Here is a 17008-nt window from a genome sequence, read left to right as displayed (position 1 = left end):
AAAGCTAGTGTATGTGCACCTTTTTGGGTCCTGTTAACCGTTACCGCCAGTGAGCCTCTCTTGAAATATCTCGTCTCCTTTCGCACCACGCTTCGTATCTCGCGCTATCTTTTCCGGGCGCTGGCGCTGCTGCTCTGGTCGCTGGGTGCATTGCTGACCACCTTCTACATCATCAATGTGCTGCATGAAAAAGAGAACGGAATACGCCAGGAGTTTGCGACGAATTATGGTAAAGCAGAGTGGTACGTCCGGCACTCGGCTGACGTCATGCGGGAACTGAAGTACATCACGGAAAATCGTCTTAGCAGCAGCGCTAACGGGCTGGACATGCTCAACGCCATGCCCGCCGGTAAAAGCACGCTGCCGCAGTTTACGCCGCTCTTTTCCGACGGTGACTGCACCTCAATGAGCAACACCTGGCGCAACTCGCTCGACTCGCTCAGCTACTATATCAACTACTGGAAAAGCAATTTTGCTGCGGCCTATGAGCTGAATCGCGTGTTTTTTATCGGCGGTGAGAGCCAGTGCCTGGCTGATTTCACCATTGGCAGCAGCAATCCGTTAGATCGGGAACGCAGCATGAAGGCGCTGCGCGAACATGTGCTGCACTATCGCAACAGCAATGAGGAAGATCGGCGCAATCCGATGTACTGGATCACCGACAGCACGCAGCCCGGAAGCGGCAACTTCTATATGGTCGTCCCGGTTTACGTCGCCAACAAACTTCAGGCGCTGCTGGGCGTTGAGCAGAATATCCGGCTGGATGAATTTGTTCAGCCCGGCGGACTGCCGCTGGTGGCGACCATTACCGATGAAAATTACCGCCCGCTGCTAAGCAGCCGCCGCAGCGGACCCGGTTACGCGCTGGACGATCTGCCCGATGAGAGCACCTGGTTTGGCTACCTCGACAGCTACCGCCAGCTGGTGCTGAAAAAGCCGCTGCCGCCGTCAGATCTGAATATCATCTGGTCTCTGCCCACGTCGGTAATGGTGGATCAGCTGCGGCTGCTGCTGCTTAACGCGCTGCTGCTTAACATCTTCAGTGCGATTGTGCTTTTTACTCTGGCGTGGATATTTGAGCGCCGCATGTTCCTGCCGGCGGAAGATAACGCGCACCGGCTGGAGGAGCATGAGCAGTTCAACCGGAAAATTGTCGCGTCGGCACCGGTAGGGATTTGCATTCTGCGCACCAGCGATGGCACCAATATTCTGAGCAACGAACTGGCGCACAACTATCTTACGCTGCTGACGCAGGAGGATCGCCAGCGGCTTAATGAAATTATCAGCGGCCAGCAGGTGAATTTTGTTGATGTGCTGACCGGCAGCAATACCAACCTGCAGATCAGCTTTGTGCATTCGCGCTACCGCAATGAAAATGTGGCCATCTGCGTGCTGGTTGATGTCTCATCCCGCGTACGTATGGAGCAGTCGCTGCAGGAGATGGCGCACGCCGCTGAACAGGCGAGCCAGTCGAAATCGATGTTCCTCGCAACCGTCAGTCATGAACTGCGCACGCCACTTTACGGCATCATCGGTAACCTCGATCTGCTGCAGACCAAAAGCCTGCCCAAAGGGGTGGAGTCGCTGGTCACCGCCATGAACAACTCCTCCAGCCTGCTGCTGAAAATTATCAGCGACATTCTCGACTTCTCGAAGATAGAGTCAGAGCAGCTGAAAATTGAGCCGCGTCCTTTCTCACCGCGCGAAGTGATTAACCATATCACCAGCAACTATTTATCGCTGGTGGTGCGCAAGCGTCTTACGCTCTATGTCTTTATGGAAAACAACGTGCCGCTGGCGCTGGATGGCGATCCGCTGCGGCTGCAGCAGGTGATCTCCAACCTGCTTAATAACGCCATCAAATTTACCCATACCGGTTGCATTATTCTGCACGCCTACGTTAAAGAGGGCTATCTTGCCTTCCGCGTGCGCGATACCGGGGTCGGCATTCCTGCCAGAGAGGTGACGCGGCTGTTCGATCCTTTCTTCCAGGTTGGCTCCGGCGTGCAGCGCAACTTCCAGGGCACCGGGCTGGGACTCGCAATCTGCGAAAAACTGATCAACATGATGGATGGCGATATTGAGGTCGATTCTGAACCGGGAATGGGCAGCCAGTTTATCGTACGTATTCCGATCTACGCCGGGCAGCAGCCGGCGCCGCCGCTGCTGGATGGCCTGCAGGAGAAAGCGATCTGGCTTGACCTGCGCAACGACTATCTCGCTGCGTTTCTGCTGCGCCTGCTGCAGCAGCAGGGACTGAAAGCGGCAGCCTGGCAGGGACAGGCAGAAAGCGATGATGTGGTGATAAGCGATCACGACGATTCACTGGCGCAGGCGGTGCGCGCGCGCATTCTGATCTGCGGTGAGCATATCGATATGCCGCAGGAGCGCTCGCCGGGCGTCTGGGTGCAGAGCAGCGCAACGCTGCACGACCTGCCGCTGCTGCTGGGTCGTATCTATCGCATCACGATTGACAGTGATACCACCACGCCGCTGCCGCCGCCTGCGGCAGAGAATGCGAGCAGCAATGAAGATATTATGATTCTGATTGTGGATGATCATCCCATCAACCGTATGCTGCTGTCGGAGCAGCTCGGTACGCTGGGCTATCAGACCAAAACGGCGCAGGATGGCGTTGATGCGCTTAACGTGCTGAGTCGCAATCATATCGACATCGTACTGAGCGACGTAAACATGCCGAATATGGATGGTTATCGCCTGACGCAGCGGCTGCGCCAGCTGGGGCACGTGTTCCCGGTGATTGGCGTAACGGCGAACGCGCTGGCGGAAGAGAAGCAGCGCTGTATGGATGCCGGTATGGATAACTGCCTGTCGAAACCGGTGACGCTGGATGAGCTGAAAGTCACTCTGGCGCGCTACGCTGCCCGCGTGCGTACCGGTCGTCAGGCGTAGGGCAGGGGATTAAACGAACGGGCGGCCTGCGGGCCGCCTGCAAAGATTAATCTTTGTCGATCTGCGTGGCGCTGACCGAGGAGAGGTAGTTCAGCAGTGCGATATCGTTATCCACACCCAGCTTCATCATGGCTGATTTCTTCTGGCTGCTGATGGTTTTGATACTGCGGTTCAGCTTCTTGGCAATCTCAGTGACGAGGAAACCTTCAGCAAAGAGACGCAGTACTTCACTCTCTTTCGGCGACAGACGCTTGTCACCGTAACCACCTGCGCTGATCTTCTCCAGCAGTTTGGCAACGCTTTCCGGCGTATATTTTTTGCCTTTCTGCAGTGCGGCCAGCGCTTTTGGCAGATCGGTCGGAGCGCCCTGTTTCAGCACAATCCCTTCAATATCGAGATCCAGAACGGCGCTCAGGATCGCCGGATTGTTATTCATGGTCAGAACAATGATCGAAAGATCGGGATAGTGACGCTTGATGTATTTGATCAGGGTAATGCCGTCGCCATACTTCTCGCCAGGCATTGAGAGATCGGTGATCAGAACATTCGCGTCCAGCTTGGAGAGGCTGTTGATCAGTGCTGTGGAGTCTTCAAACTCACCTACTACGTTAACCCATTCAATCTGTTCCAGAGACTTACGGATACCAAACAGAACAATGGGATGGTCGTCGGCAATAATTACGTTCAGGTTATTCATCTTATTGGTTACCTTGCTGCAGCAGTTGATTGACATAGGCGTCAATTTCACTGGTGGTATTTTTAATGGTTAAATCGTCGCACATTTTAATGTGCTGTTCTAACGCTTCACAAAGCTGTTTACCCGGCAGCAAATTGAGCATGGCAAAAACGCCTTTCAGGCGATGCGCTGTCTGAGCAAGAGAAGGATAGTCGCTATCCGACGCTTCAGTATACAGTCTCCTGACATCAGGCGGTACTGTCTCGGTAAACAGCTGGAAATAGCCGCCGCTTAACAGCGGTGTGCCAGCCTCATTTTCTTCACTCTCCTCCATCAAATCACTGGCCAGCTGCTTTTCAATCAGGGCCAGCAGTGCGTCAAGCAGGGCGTTGCTGAGGTTATAATTCACGCGATACTGTCTGTCGTTCAGGGCGTGATGCCCCAGCTCATCGCCCGCCAGCAGTAATGCCCAGCCGCTGAGACGTTCAGGGTCGTCCGTGATCAGGACATCATGCTCCTGACCCGAGAGCCGTTCATCTGAGGTCAGGCACTTAGCGCCCCAGTTCTCCAGATGACGACAGACGATTTTCTGTACATCCTCCACTGCTATATCGACCAGAGCGGTCACGCCCTCCAGTAATTTTTCTTCCTGCTCCTCCAGCAGCAGCTGCAGCGTCAGCGGCAGCTGGATGTTATAGCGCGTGCCGATATCGGGTTTAGCGATAATGTCTAACTGGCCGCCCATCTGCTTGCAGAGCTGTTTACAGAGGAAAAAGGCCATTCCGGAGGCCTGACCAAAACGATCCTGCGACGTCTCACCAAGATAGGGGAAATCGGCGTTGGTCAGTTCATCCGCCGTTAGCCCGGAACCGGTATCGACCAGCTGCAGCTGCAGCACATCAGGCTTGTTCGCTGGCGTTTTCACTTCCAGCGTGATTTTTCCCCATTGCGTGGTAGTGAGCGCATAATGCATCAGGGTGGTCAGCACCTTACGCAGCGCGCGGCGATCGCCGCTGCGCATTTCATCATTCGCCAGCTGGTTGTTTACCACCAGCGTCAGGCCCTTGCGTCGCAGCAGCGGCAGGCTCTCCAGCGCAATCTCATCCAGCAGATCCTGCAGATTAAACGGGCTGGTTTCCGGCGACCAGTCATGCGCTTCCAGCCGGTTCAGCAGCACGATATCATCGACCAGGCGGGCCAGCCGCTGGCTCTCATCCAGCAGATCCAGCACGCTCTCATCGTCACTGCGCTGGCTGAGCTGCACCAGCCGCGTCACCATATCCTGCAGCGGGCGGTTCAGCGCATGGCCAAGCTGCTGCATCAGCTGCTGGCGCATCTGGTGATTGCGGTCCAGTACCTGCTGTGCTTTCTGCAGCTTCTTATTAACCAGCAGTTCGCGATCCTGATCGCGCATCATAAACAGCTGCGTGTGCGGCGACAGCACGCTGCGTGCGTGACGGATCTCATAGACTTCGTTATTGATAGTCGCCTGCAGCACGCCCTGATGCTGATCGGACATATTGATAATCTTCTGCAGGTTCAGGTGCGGCAGCAGGTGATCGGCAATCTTATTACTTAGCAGGGTGCGGTTAGTGGCGAAGTCATACACCAGCAGCCCGACCGGCAGGCTGGCGACGATCTCTTCGTTCAGCATACGCAGCGAATCGAGCTCTGCGCTCTGATTCTCATTCGGGCGCAGCGCCTGCTGACGCAGCAGGGTCACGCCGGCAATCGACAGCAGGAAGAGCAACAGGTTGATAAGCAGCGGCCACATCAGGTTATGCAGCATATCAAGCGCAAGGCTAACCAGCGGTACGCGATAAACCAGCTGCAGCGGCGTGCTGGGCAGCGAGGCAGCGATCTCCAGATCCGGGTTAACCAGCGTAACGCTGGTCGTGCCGTCGCTGCCGTCATCAGTGCTGCTGCCCGGGGTCGCATCCTGACGCAGCTGGAAATTCTCCAGCGGCAGGTTCTGCGGCACCAGATCGTTAACCGGCAGATCGAAAGCTACCACCGTTGCCAGATGACCCGGCTGGTTAAAGGTGGTGCGCAGCGTAAAGTAGTGATCGTTCTGCCAGGTAAAATGACGCAGTGGAGAGAAGCTCTCGCGCTCATCCAGGGCGTTAGCCTGCTGCAGCATCTCAGCCCGGCGGCTGTCGACCAGCGTATTTAGCGCGCTCTCTTTGTAGCGCGTTGCCATATCTTTCAGCGGCAGGGTAGAGATCATGATCAGGCTATTATCCTGACCGTTCAGAAAATACATCGACCACGCCGGGTTTTCCGCACCCCATAAAGTATCGAGATAGCCGGACATACGCATAGTCATATCCAGCGTGCTGCCGTCGTGCGAACCGAAAATCAGCGCTTCCGTTTTGCGGCGCGTTTTTTCCAGATAGTAAACATCCGGGCGCAGCCGGGTCTCCTGCAGCGTGCTGTTTGGCGCAGAGCCGGCCGCACTGGTGGCGAGATTTTCGTAAATCTGCCAGGTGGCGAAGCGGTAAGCGTCGATGCGTTTTTGCATATCACGCGCCAGGTCAGCCATGGCATAACGCTTTTCGGCAATCCAGGCGCTGACGCTATTGTGCACCACGGCGCCCAGCGCCAGCAGCAGCACCAGGTTAAACACGACAACAAAACGCGTAACGTTACCGGAAGTCAGTGGAAATTTATAAAGCATAGTGAGTCTCAGGATCCTGCAATCAACGCGTAACCCGGCGTGCGCTGGCGGCGACAGCCAGCAGCATCAGAGCAATCAGCAGGAATGCACCGCTTAGTGTGAGCCACTGGGAAATAAAGCCGATTAACGCCGGGCCTGAGAGAATACCCGCATAGCCTAACGTTGTCATGGCCGATATCGCCAGGTTGACAGGCATGGCCTGCTGGTTACCGGCGGCATTAAACAGCATCGGCACTGTATTCGCCAGCCCGAATCCGACCAGCAGAAACGCCAGCAGTGCGGTTTGCGGCCAGGGGACCAGCACGGCCAGCGTCATACCTGCACTGGCTGCCAGCGCGCCGGTAAGCATGACGTGATAGCGGCCAAAGCGCTGAATGATTTTGTCGCCGGTCAGCCGGCCAATCGTCATGGCAACCGAAAACACCGCATAGCCCAGTCCGGCATAGGCTACGCTGAGGCCCGGGCTCTGCAGCAGGAGCAGGGCGCTCCAGTCGAGCACGGCACCCTCGGCGAGGAACAGAATAAAGCAGAGGCAGCCGAGAAAAGCGACCCAGCCACGCGGGATCACCAGCCAGGGTTCATCAGCCTGACGCAGCCGCTCGCTCATCAGGGTTGGCAGACTGCAGCAGAGCAGCACGGCGATCAGCACCATCATAATCGCGATGGCCTGCAGCGGCGTCAGCCCGGCACCCAGCAGCAGACTCACCGCACCGGCGCCGATAATGCCGCCGAGGCTGAAGAAGCCGTGAAAGCCTGACATCATCGGCTTGCCCGCCGCTTTTTCCACGTGAACCGCCTGCACGTTCATCGCCACATCCAGCATGCCGAGTCCGGCGCCGAATAGCATCAGCGTAAACGCCATCGCCCAGAGATGATCCAGCGTGGCAAGCAGCGGCAACACCGCCAGAATCAGCAGCGCAGAGCAGGTCATAATCCGGCGGCAGCCAAAACGACCAATCAGCGCCCCCGTCACCGGCATAGCGGCCAGCGAACCGATGCCCAGACATAGTAAAAGCCCGCCGAGGGAGGCTCCGCTCAGCTGCAGACGCTGGCTGGCGTAAGGCACAAGCGGCGCCCAGGCAGACATACTCAACCCGGCGATAAGGAAAACAGTGCGCGTGCCGAAATTAACACGCTGATGCAGTTTGGCTGGCTGTGCGGCGTCCAGTGCAGTCATAGTCGTTATTTTGATCCGCTGTTAAAGCGTCGAAGTTTAGCATCAAAGCAGGCGGTGCAGCGGAATTAACGCGCAATTTGCGTTGCCTGCTGCTGCACAGGAATCGGACATCTTACCGATATTTGCCCGGGCCAGAATTTTTTCCAGATATTTCCTGGTACTGCCTGACAGATATTAAGTGACATAACGCAAATTAAGTCAGGTGATTGATGACATATACTGATGCAATCAGCGAGAGATTACTGGCTGACTATGGTTTTCGCTGGTTGCGCGTTTTACAGCCATTTTCCGGATTTTTGCCACCAGACAGCAGCCGCTAATGCGCGCTAAGATAAAGCAGGCCATCGCTAAAGGGGCCGCTTAGAGCAAGATCGCCACGCACGCCAGCCCGGCCGGGAGCGCGCATTTAACGTCATACCTTTAACCTTGTTACCTGCGGGTAACCCGTTTTCATCAGGTGAAACGGGCCATGCTGTTATGGCCTGTATGGCGCACCGATCTGCCTGAAACATTAATTCAGGTAATCACTGGTGCAATACATACTCTGTAACGAGGTTACCTATGTTTTCAGGCCAATCCACTTCATCGTTCGCGTCGTTATTTACCTCTGGCACTGAGCGTGTCAGCCCGATTATGACCAGCCGGCAGCACCGCGATACCACGCCACCGGCCGCGCTACATCCCTATGAACCGCTGGCGCAGGATGGCGTGATCGCCGCCTGGGAGAGCAATCGCGCCATTCACCTGCGCGGACGCGCGGAGCAGGAGCCAGGCGCAACGGTCACGCTCAGCTTTAATGGCGAAAGCTGGCACAGCACGGTCAACCACTGGGGCTATTGGCATGCCACCATGCCGCCTTCGATATTACAGGGTCTTGCGGATGGCAACTACAGCCTGACGCTGACCATCAGCGATAAAGCGGGTAACAGCACCGCCACCGAAGTCGGGTTTGGCGTCTATGTGGATAAAACGCTCCGTCCGGAGATCAGCGTGGCGCCCGTGAGTGGTGATAACGCGATTAGCGTAGCGGAGGGCATTTACGGCGTGGAGGTGAGCGGACTGGTGACGCATATGCCGCTTAACAGCCATGTCACGCTGACGCTGGGAAACAGAAGCACCACTGCTCTCGTTGATGAGCACGGCGCATGGCAGGCAACGTTTACGCCGGAGGATCTGCACGCGCTGCCGGATGGCGTTTATCAGATGCAGGTCAGCGCCCGCGATCCGAATGGCAAAACCAGCACGGTACAGCATGAGCTGACGCTGGTAACCCATCCGGAGAGCCTGCCGCATATCAGCTTTGACAGCGTTACCGCTGACAACGTCATTAACTTTGCTGAGAGCCAGCAGGATCTGATGCTGAGCGGTACGCTCTCGGCGCTGACTCCGGGCCAGAAGCTGGAGCTCTGCGTCGGGGATAACGTTTATCACGCCGCGATTGATGCACAGGGTCACTGGCAGGCGATCGTTCCTGCCGGCGAGGTCAGCAGCTTTATTTCGCTCGGTGAAGTCCGCGTTTACGCGCTCGACGCCGCCGGCAACAGCACCGACACCACGCTGGAGCTGAATGTCGTGACGACGTTGCCGGACATCTACTGTGAAATGAATATTGGCGGCGATACCTTCCTTAACGCACAGGAAGCGCAGCAGCCGCTGAGCTTTTATCTTGAGGGTGTCAACCAGCTTACGCTCAACGGTAAGGCCTATACGCCAGTCAATGGCATGGTAACGCTCAGCGTGGCCGACCTGCAGGCGCTGCCGGATGGACCGGTCAGCGCTATGGCCGAACGCTGGGACAGCTACGGTAATCACGACAGCCAGACGCTCAGCGATCTGTTCACCGTGGCGGTTCACCAGCTGCCATCGCTGACCCTGCAGCAGCCGTTTGGCGATGGCGTCATCGCGCCCGGCGACATGGATCACTGGCACCTTATTCAGGGTAGCTCTGACCATCTGACGCAGGGAAGCCTGGTCACCGTCACGCTGGGCGATCGGCACTACAGCGCCGCAGTGGATGAGAGCGGAGAGTGGTCGCTGACCATTCTGGCGGGTCAGCTGGCGACGCTGGAGCCGGGCAGCTATCAGATGAGCGTCAGCGCGCAGGATAAAGCGGGCAATCTGGCCAGCGCTGTCCGGACGGTAACGGTAGAGGACGCCGGCAGCACAGATTTCAGCGCGACCACTATCGATTCTCTGCTGGCGCACTACGGTGCCGGAGAGGCCATACCGGATGCCGCAGCGGCGGGGAGTGAGCCTGACCACCACTACGGCAGCAGCGATGCTGCCTGGACGCTGGCCGATCATCTGCAGCAGCAGCCGGTAGCGGCACTGATATAAATTATCTGCGCCACACGCAGGACATCACTCTTTTCTAAAAGGCGACCCAGGGATGCGTTCACCCTTGCATACGCGCGACGAAGCGATTGCCGCGCTAAACCGGGCTGCGGCCGCGCTGGGGATCGCCACCGATCGCCGTCGCCTGCAGCTTCAGTGGCTGGCCGCGGCGTCACCGCAGGCGCAGCTGACAGATCTGGCGCAGCATATGGGGCTGACGCTGCAGTTTGTCAGCGCCCGCAGGCTGCGCTGGCGGCAGGCCGTAATGCCGCTGCTGCTGCGCCTTAACGACGGCACGCTGGCGCTTGCAGAAGCGGCAGATGATGAGGGGAGGGTGCATTACTGGCTGAGCGCAGGCGGTGACGGCCTGCGCTCAGCTCCGCTGAGTGACCTGCTGGCACAGGCGCAGCCGGAAGTAGGCGTGATTACGCTGGCGACCCGCGCACGGGATGCGCGCATGGATGAGTTTGTTCGTCCCTGGCAGCCACACTGGTTATGGCAGCATTTTCGGCCAATGAAGCGACGCCTGGTGGAAATCAGTCTCGCCTCGCTGGTCAGCAATATGCTGGCGCTGGCGGGGATCCTGTTCTCAATGCAGGTGTACGATCGGGTGATACCAGCCCGGTCACAACCCACGCTATGGGTGCTGTTTGGCGGAGTGATGCTGGCGGCGCTGATGGAATATCTGATCCGGCTGGCGCGTACCCGGGTTGCTGACGGCATGGGAAAGCGGATCGATCTGGCTCTCTCTGCGCAACTCTTTGCCCGCGCACTGCGCATCCGCAATGAGGCGCGGCCGCGCTCCACCGGGGCTTTTATTGCTCAGCTGCGTGAGGTTGAGCAGGTACGTGAATTACTGACCTCTACGACGGTAAGTGCCGCAGCGGATATCCCTTTTGTGGTGCTGTTTCTGGTGATTTTATCCGCGATTGGCGGCTGGCTGGTGCTGGTGCCGCTGCTGGCGATCCCGCTGATCGTGATCCCGGGGCTGCTGGTACAGATCCCGATGGCGCGGCTGGCTAAAGAGGGCCAGCGTGAAAGTGCTCTGCGGCAGGCGCTGCTGGTGGAGACGCTGGAAGGGGTAGAGGATATCAAGGCGCTGCAGGCTGAGGCCGGGTTTCAGCGGCAGTGGGAACAGACCCACGAAGTCAGCGCCACGCTCGCCAGCCAGCAGCGGCTGTGGGGCGCGCGTCTTACCGGCTGGGCGGGCAGCGTGCAGCAGCTGACCTACGCGGGGATGCTGGTCGCCGGGGTCTATCTGATCCTGAACAATCAGATCACTACCGGTACGCTGGTGGCCAGCAGCCTGCTCTCCGCGCGTACGCTCGCTCCCCTGATGCAGCTGACGCTGGTATTTTCGCGCTGGCAGCATGCGCGCAGCGCCATGACCGGACTTAATGAACTGCTTAAAAAGCCGGTTGATCAGCCGCAGAGCGGCGTGCCGGCTTATGCGGCGGTGCTCCGCGGACACTATGAGCTGCAGCAGGTGCGCTATCACTATGATGAAAGCAGCCTGCGTGCGGTTGCTATCGGGAGCCTGACAATCCGTCCCGGTGAGCGCATCGCGATTGTCGGCGGAGCGGGAGCCGGTAAATCGACCCTGCTGAAAATCCTGGCCGGGCAGGCGCTGCCCGACAGCGGGCGCATCATAATCGATGGCGTCAGCATGCAGCAGCTCGATCCGGCAGATTTGCGGCGGCAGCTCGGCTGGCTGTCGCAGGATTCGCGCCTGTTTTTCGGTACGCTGCGGCAGAACCTGCTGCTGGGCAATCCGCACGCCACTGAACAGGAGATGCTGCAGGCGCTGCGCATAAGCGGTGCGTTATCGCTGCTGCAGCAGGATGCTGCCGCGCTTGACCGCCTCATTCATGAAGGAGGGCGCGGGCTGTCTGGCGGCCAGCGACAGATGATTCTGCTCAGCAGAATGGTGCTGCGTCAGCCACAGATCGTGCTGCTGGATGAGCCGACGGCGGCGCTTGATGAACCGCTGGAGGCGCAGGTGATCCGTCAGCTGGCGCAGTGGCTGCCGGGGCGTACCCTGGTGCTGGTCACGCATCGTCCGGCGCTGCTGGGGCTGGTCGATCGCATCATTGTGATGAAGAACGGCGAGATTGTGGCTGATGGCCCGCGCGATGCCATTCTGCAGCGCAGCGCTTCACGGACGGAGGTAGCAGATGAACAGAGATAACGAGGCGGCGTCGTCGCGCATTATCTGGCTCTGCGCGCTCACGCTATTGCTGCTGCTGATCTGGGCGCACGTTGCCGTGCTGGATGAGGTGACAACAGGCAGCGGCAAGGTCACGCCCTCCAGCCGGGCGCAGATTATCGATAATCTGGATGGCGGGATCCTCAAACAGCTCAGCGTGCGCGAAGGCGATATTGTCCGTAAGGGGGAGCTGCTGGCCACGCTCGATCCCGCCCGCTACCAGTCCAGCTACGGGGAAGCGAGCGCCAGGGTGCGGACACTGCGGGCGACAGCAGAGCGGCTGGATGCTGAGCTCAGCGATCGTCCCCTGCAGTTCAGCGCGGATATTCGCCGTTACCCGCAGCTGGTCGCCCGTGAAACTCAGCTCTATGAGTCGCGCCAGCAAAACCTGACGACAACGCTGCAAAACCTTCAGCAGTCGCTAAAGCTCGTACAGGCGGAACTCAATCTGACTGAACCGCTGGTGGCGCGCGGTGCGGCAGGTAAAGTTGAAGCGCTGCGGCTGCGGCGCCAGGTCAGCGATCTGCAGGGAAAAATCGACGAGGTGCATAATGACTACGCTGTGCGAACGCATGAGGAGCAGGTCAAAAACAGCGCAGAGCTGGATGCGCAGCTGCAGGTTGCGGCAGGCAGAGAAGATCAGCTGACGCGCACCGCGCTGCTGTCACCGGTGTATGGCATCGTCAAAGCTATCGCTATTACCACGCCGGGCGGTGTGGTAGAGCCGGGCGGTAAACTGATGGAGATTGTCCCGCTGGAAGATCGGCTGCTGATCGAGACACGCGTTGCGCCACGCGATATCGCCTGGATCCGAGCCGGGTTGCCCGCAACGGTCAAAATTACCGCGTACGATACCGCGATTTATGGCGATCTGCCGGGCATCGTCGAGAGCGTTTCTCCGGATACGCTGCAGGATAGCGACCTGCGCGAGCCACCCTATTTTCGGGTCTATGTGCGGACACAGACGGCAACGCTTACCAGCCGGCGCGGTCAGCGCTTTCCTGTGCTGCCGGGTATGCTGGCAGATGTGGAGATAAAAACCGGACAAAAATCGGTGCTGGATTATCTGCTCAAGCCGCTGAATAAAGCGGCCGAAGCGCTGCGCGAGCGCTGAATGCATTATTATATTGGCGGGGAAATAGCGCAGATAAAAAAATGCCGGACAAATATGTCCGGCGGGAATCAGGGTAAAACACTCATTCGGGATGAATGAAGATAATAATAAAATAAATGATGATAGCGTTGATAATTGTAGAGGCTGGCAGCAACAAAGTTTTATCATTCAGTGCGGCATCAAATTAATGTAGCTATTTGAATGCGAAGGAATTTAATCCGGTTTGTTTATTCGTGCTTTATTTTTTGTCAATATGTGCTGATTATTAGTTCCACGATATTTACATCTGGCAATAAATTTGTAATCAAATGAAACACTTTCGGAAATTTAGTATCATTTTCGTGATAGATTATTGCCCGCTATAAAACAACAATGAATTGCCGGCTGAATTTTTAACATTCAGTTTGCAGTGGCATAACTATAAAGGCACATAACCGAGGGTAAATAAATGAATCGTCGCGTTCTCTCCCTGATGATCCCGGCGCTGCTGGTGGCGGGTTCAGCAAGCGCAGCCGAAATCTATAATAAAGATGGCAACAAACTCGACCTCTACGGCAAAGTAGATGGTCTGCACTACTTCTCTGACAACGATGGCTCAGACGGTGACCAGTCTTACCTGCGCTTTGGTTTTAAAGGTGAAACTCAGGTGACCGATCAGCTGACGGGTTACGGTCAGTGGGAATACCAGGCCGCGCTGAACACGGCTGAAAGCGAAGGCACTAAAGACAGCTATACCCGCGTCGGCTTTGCCGGTCTGCGTTTTGGTGACGCTGGCTCTTTCGATTACGGTCGCAACTACGGCATTGCGTATGATATTGGCGCATGGACTGACGTTCTGCCGGAGTTTGGTGGCGATACCTATGGCGCGGACAACTTTATGTTCCAGCGCGGTAACGGTATGGCAACCTACCGCAATAATAATTTCTTTGGTCTGGTGGATGGCTGGAACGTGGCCGTTCAGTACCAGGGCAAAAATGATAACCCGACTGAATCCACCTCTGGCCGTGATGTGCTGGGCGAAAACGGCGACGGCTGGGGTCTGAGCACCACCTATGATCTGGGTAATGGTCTGGCACTAGGCGGTGCTATGTTCCAGTCCGATCGCACCAATAACCAGAATGCCGCAGGCGTACTGGGCCAGGGCGATAAAGCGGAAGCCTATACCGGCGGCCTGAAATATGACGCAAACAATATCTATCTGGCTGCGATGTATACCCGCTCTTACAACGCGACGCGTTTTGGCTCAGTTGATTCTGACGCTTTCGGTTATGCGAACAAAGCGGACAACTGGGAAGTGGTTGCGCAGTATCAGTTTGACTTCGGTCTGCGTCCGTCGCTGGCTTACGTCAATTCACGCGGTAAAGATATTGAAGGTTATGGCAGCCAGAACCTGAAAAAATATATCGACGTGGGCGCGACCTATTACTTCAATAAAAACATGTCGACCTATGTGGATTACCAGATTAATCTGCTGGATGACAACAACTTTACCAACAATGCCGGTATCAACACCGATGACATTGTGGCGCTGGGCCTGGTTTACCAGTTCTGAGCCTCTGGCGCGCGGCCCGGCGGGCTGCGCGCCACCTTTCCTGCGCGCTTCTTATCTGCAGCACCCGCCTCAGGCAGGCACAGCATCTGAACTACTGCACACTGCGCCAGCGCCGGGCTTTTGCCGCCGGACGCGGTTCAGCCTGCACTGCCGCAGCCGGCTGGCTGCCCTCCAGCGCAATACCTGCCAGGGTGAAAGCAGAAAAGCTCAGCCACCGCTGCCACTTTTCACTCTGCGTTTTTGACATCGCCATGCTGCACCTCGCTGAGAATAAACCTGCTCTCAACAATGCAGCATTTATGCCATGCTGCCGCTCTCAGCGTCACACGCTTCAGGCGGGGTTTGTTACACTGCGTCAGCCCTGAAGCAGTGCAGAGTGGGTAATAATGGTGCAGTACTTAACGTCGACGTGCGCTATAGCTCTCCAGTGAACGCTGACGCGCGTGCTGCCAGCTGCGATAACTGCCGTACAGGAACAGCGCGGCGGAGAGGGCGGCGATTAATACATACATCATCTGTGCTCCTTAAAGGTGGTATGCCTGGTGGTAAAGCCTGCAGCATGACCGGCGTTAATTCAATGAGATTTAGCGTAAATTATCCGCAGTTTATGCTTTGTAATACGCTGTATTTCCGTGTAACAGATGAGGAACCGATGCATTTCCGGAATATTTTGTTGACTGCTCTGATCGTGACCGGGCTGACGGCCTGCGACCGCGCACCGCAACGTGAACCCCTGGTCCTGCAGGGAAAAACCATGGGCACCGTATGGCGGGTTACGCTCGCCGGCGTTGATCCGCAGCGTAAAGAGGCGCTGCAGCAGGCGATTCAGCAGCAGCTCGATCGCGACGACGGTGAAATCTCTACCTGGAAAACCACCTCAGTGCTGTCGCGCTTCAACCAGTATCAGGGGACAGAGCCGCAGCCCGTTAGCGCGGATATGGCGGATATTGTGACTCTCTCACTGCGCATTGGTGCCAAAACCGCAGGTGCCATGGATATCACGGCAGGCAGACTGGTGAACTTATGGGGGTTCGGACCCGTCGGGCAGCCGGCGCATCAGCCTGATGTGGCAGCGATCGCGGCGGCCAGAGCTGAAACCGGCCTCTCGCATCTGCGGGTGATCCAGAACGTAAGCGGGCAGTGGCTGCAGAAAGATCTGCCGGGGCTGTATGTGGATCTCTCAACCGTGGGCGAGGGCTACGCCACCGATCATCTGGCTCGGCTGATGGAGCAGCAGGGAATAACCAACTATCTGGTGTCGGTCGGCGGAGCCGTGCTCAGCCGCGGTCGTAATGCCAGCCAGCAGCCGTGGCGGGTGGCGGTTCAGAAACCCACCGATCGAGAAAACGCGGTCGAGGCGCGCGTTGACCTGCAGGGGCACGGCATCAGCACCTCCGGCAGCTATCGCAACTATTATGAACTGGACGGGAAACGCATTTCACACGTCATCGATCCCGCAACCGGACGGCCCGTTCAGCATAAACTGGTTTCTGCCACGGTGATCGCCACTACGGCGCTGGAAGCGGATGGCTGGGATACCGGCCTGATGGTGCTGGGCACCGCGCGCGCAAAAGCGCTGGCGCTGAAAGAGCATCTGGCCGTTTATCTAATCACCAAAGAGGGCGACGGCTTCAGCCACTGGATGTCGCCCGGCTTTAAAACATTTCTTATCGATAAATCGTAACCGGAGGCCGTGATGCTGGATCTGTTTAGCGATGAAGCGCCGTGGCAGGAGCCACTGGCAGAAGGCGCGGTCATTCTGCGCCGCCGCGCCCGCGATGATGCACCTGCGCTGCTGGCAGCGATTGAAACCGTTGCGGCGCAGCATCCTTTTACGCACCGCATCACGCCGGGAGGCTATCGTATGTCCGTGGCGATGACCAACTGCGGCGATGTTGGCTGGTTCAGCGACGCGCGCGGCTATCGCTACAGCGAACAGGATGTCAGCAATGGCCAGCGCTGGCCCGCAATGCCGCCGCTGTTTCGTCAGCTGGCGCAGCAGTGCGCGCAGGAAGCGGGGTTTAGTCACTTTACGCCAGACGCCTGCCTGATCAACCGCTATACGCCCGGGGCAAAAATGTCGCTGCATCAGGACAAAGATGAGCGCGATCTGCGTCAGCCGATCGTCTCCGTCTCGCTGGGGCTGCCGGCGATATTTCAGTTTGGCGGTTTTGCGCGCGGCGACGCCACCCGGCGCGTGCTGCTGGAGCATGGTGATATCGTGGTGTGGGGCGGGCCGTCGCGGCTGCGCTATCACGGTATTCTGCCGCTTAAACCAGGCGTGCATCCCGCGGCGGGGGCCGTCCGCTATAATCTCACTTTCCGCCGGGCAAACTAACGTAACAGGGAATGAGAATTA

At 57.5% G+C, this 17008-nt stretch carries 12 protein-coding genes; 7 read left to right on the top strand and 5 right to left on the bottom strand.

Features of this window, described 5'->3' with window-relative positions; translation table 11 throughout:
* Positions 1 to 60 precede the first annotated feature (60 nt).
* Complete coding sequence (rcsC, locus tag F3J39_RS07275) at positions 61 to 2913, top strand: two-component system sensor histidine kinase RcsC (RefSeq protein ID WP_104085224.1); 2853 nt, start codon at positions 61 to 63, stop codon at positions 2911 to 2913.
* 46 nt (positions 2914 to 2959) lie between these two features.
* Here the strand turns inward: rcsC and rcsB are convergent, their stop codons facing one another.
* Genes rcsB through F3J39_RS07260 form a run of 3 tightly spaced genes read right to left on the bottom strand, consistent with a single transcriptional unit; the run spans position 2960 to position 7443 of the window.
* Positions 2960 to 3610 carry a response regulator transcription factor RcsB gene (gene rcsB / locus F3J39_RS07270; protein ID WP_033750421.1) on the bottom strand — a complete coding sequence of 217 codons (651 nt, stop codon included), beginning with the start codon at positions 3608 to 3610 and terminating at the stop codon, positions 2960 to 2962.
* Position 3611: 1 nt separating this feature from the next.
* On the bottom strand, positions 3612 to 6266 hold the full coding sequence (gene rcsD / locus F3J39_RS07265) for a phosphotransferase RcsD (protein ID WP_094111128.1): 2655 nt from the start codon (positions 6264 to 6266) through the stop codon (positions 3612 to 3614).
* A 22-nt stretch (positions 6267 to 6288) separates the two neighbouring features.
* Positions 6289 to 7443: an MFS transporter gene (locus F3J39_RS07260; protein WP_039385523.1), complete on the bottom strand. Its 1155-nt coding sequence runs from the start codon at positions 7441 to 7443 to the stop codon at positions 6289 to 6291.
* Positions 7444 to 8004: 561 nt separating this feature from the next.
* Here F3J39_RS07260 and F3J39_RS07255 point away from each other — a divergent pair.
* The 4 genes from F3J39_RS07255 (at position 8005) to ompC (ending at position 14649) form a co-directional block, all read left to right on the top strand.
* Positions 8005 to 9780, top strand: coding sequence for an Ig-like domain-containing protein (locus F3J39_RS07255; protein ID WP_166714016.1), 1776 nt, complete (start codon positions 8005 to 8007; stop codon positions 9778 to 9780).
* A gap of 52 nt (positions 9781 to 9832) precedes the next feature.
* Entirely contained in the window at positions 9833 to 11965 is a 2133-nt protein-coding gene (locus tag F3J39_RS07250; protein WP_108569514.1) for a type I secretion system permease/ATPase, read from the top strand.
* Complete coding sequence (locus F3J39_RS07245) at positions 11952 to 13097, top strand: HlyD family efflux transporter periplasmic adaptor subunit (RefSeq protein WP_166714015.1); 1146 nt, start codon at positions 11952 to 11954, stop codon at positions 13095 to 13097. The genes F3J39_RS07250 and F3J39_RS07245 overlap by 14 nt, the downstream gene beginning before the upstream one ends.
* 448 nt (positions 13098 to 13545) lie before the next feature.
* Positions 13546 to 14649: a porin OmpC gene (gene ompC, locus F3J39_RS07240; RefSeq protein WP_039385507.1), complete on the top strand. Its 1104-nt coding sequence runs from the start codon at positions 13546 to 13548 to the stop codon at positions 14647 to 14649.
* 91 nt (positions 14650 to 14740) lie between these two features.
* Here the strand turns inward: ompC and F3J39_RS07235 are convergent, their stop codons facing one another.
* Together F3J39_RS07235 and F3J39_RS18765 are read right to left on the bottom strand one after the other, a co-directional pair.
* Positions 14741 to 14902, bottom strand: coding sequence for a hypothetical protein (locus tag F3J39_RS07235; RefSeq protein WP_166714014.1), 162 nt, complete (start codon positions 14900 to 14902; stop codon positions 14741 to 14743).
* Between the two features lie 145 nt (positions 14903 to 15047).
* Positions 15048 to 15164 carry a response regulator gene (locus tag F3J39_RS18765; RefSeq protein WP_190289134.1) on the bottom strand — a complete coding sequence of 39 codons (117 nt, stop codon included), beginning with the start codon at positions 15162 to 15164 and terminating at the stop codon, positions 15048 to 15050.
* Positions 15165 to 15301: 137 nt separating this feature from the next.
* Between F3J39_RS18765 and apbE the strand changes: the two genes are divergently transcribed.
* Both apbE and alkB read left to right on the top strand, forming a co-directional pair.
* Positions 15302 to 16333 (top strand): FAD:protein FMN transferase ApbE, encoded by a 1032-nt coding sequence (gene apbE / locus F3J39_RS07230; RefSeq protein ID WP_039386026.1) that lies wholly within the window; start codon positions 15302 to 15304, stop codon positions 16331 to 16333.
* A gap of 12 nt (positions 16334 to 16345) precedes the next feature.
* On the top strand, positions 16346 to 16987 hold the full coding sequence (gene alkB / locus F3J39_RS07225; RefSeq protein ID WP_039385509.1) for a DNA oxidative demethylase AlkB: 642 nt from the start codon (positions 16346 to 16348) through the stop codon (positions 16985 to 16987).
* Positions 16988 to 17008: the final 21 nt, after the last annotated feature.

The sequence above is a fragment of the Pantoea sp. Acro-807 genome (assembly GCF_011752675.1).
Classification (GTDB): Bacteria; Pseudomonadota; Gammaproteobacteria; order Enterobacterales; family Enterobacteriaceae; genus Pantoea; species Pantoea eucrina.
This window is presented reverse-complemented; position numbering and strand designations above follow the sequence as displayed.